General features: G+C 68.8%; 2 protein-coding genes and 1 pseudogene. All 3 read right to left on the minus strand.

Features of this window, described 5'->3' with window-relative positions; translation table 11 throughout:
- A partial coding sequence (locus tag I0Q12_RS32560; RefSeq protein ID WP_231610388.1) for an NTP transferase domain-containing protein occupies positions 1-132 on the minus strand: 132 nt, incomplete at its 3' end.
- Positions 133-148: 16 nt separating this feature from the next.
- Positions 149-562: a nuclear transport factor 2 family protein gene (locus I0Q12_RS09945; protein ID WP_197251762.1), complete on the minus strand. Its 414-nt coding sequence runs from the start codon at positions 560-562 to the stop codon at positions 149-151.
- A pseudogene (locus I0Q12_RS09950) lies at positions 559-879 on the minus strand (LLM class F420-dependent oxidoreductase); the annotation flags it as partial. The gene I0Q12_RS09945 and the pseudogene I0Q12_RS09950, both read right to left, overlap by 4 nt.

Below are 879 nucleotides of genomic sequence, written 5' to 3' on the forward strand. Positions count from 1 at the left end.
GCAACCGCCCTGTCGCAGCGCATCGACGACGGTATGCAACAGGGGACGGCCCCGGTGGGGCAGAAGCGCTTTCGCGCGACCACCCAACCGCGAGCCGTCCCCTGCGGCGAGAACGATCCCGGCCACGGTCATGGGCCGAGGATACCGGCTACTCGACGGTACGGGCCGTCTTCATGGCCCGCTCGACCTCCCAGAACGCGCGCAGCGACGCGATCTTGCCGTCGCCGTCGGTCCGGTACACGAACACGCCCTCGGCGTCGATGACGGTGCCGGCCAGCGTGGTGCGGATCGTGCCGATGTTGACGCACTCGTCGCCGCACACCAGCACATCGTCGATGAGGAACTCGAGTTTCTCGGTGTTCGCGATCGTCATGTCGTAGAACGCGGAGATCGCGTCCCGGCCGCGGTGACCCTTGCCCTCCGGATCGAAACCGGACGGGCCGACCGGGTCCTCGACGCAGCCGTCCTCGGCGAACAGCGCCAGCCACTCGTCCTTGCGGCGGGCACTGGCCGCGGCTTGCGACGCGCGCGCCGCGACCCGGGCGGGATGTTCCTCGCTCATACGGCGTCCCTTCCGTGAATGTACTTGTCGGCGAAGCGATGCAGCGACTCCTGCTTCGCCTCGAGCGGTGAGTCGAAACCGTGGCCGTCGAAGATCCACGGCACCACGATGATGTCGGTGACCCCGGCGTCGGCGAGTTCGGCGTAGCCGGAGGAACCGAACCGGTCGACGGACACCGCCTGGATCTCGAACGGTAGGTCGCTGCGGCCGTACTCGGCGCGCAGCACCCGCAGGCGGTCGATCACGGCGGTCAGCTCGTCGAACTTGATCATCGCCGAGGTCCACCCGTCGCCGACCCGTGCCGCGCGACGCAACGC

It is taken from the genome of Rhodococcus sp. CX, assembly GCF_015865005.1.
Classification (GTDB): Bacteria; Actinomycetota; Actinomycetes; order Mycobacteriales; family Mycobacteriaceae; genus Rhodococcus.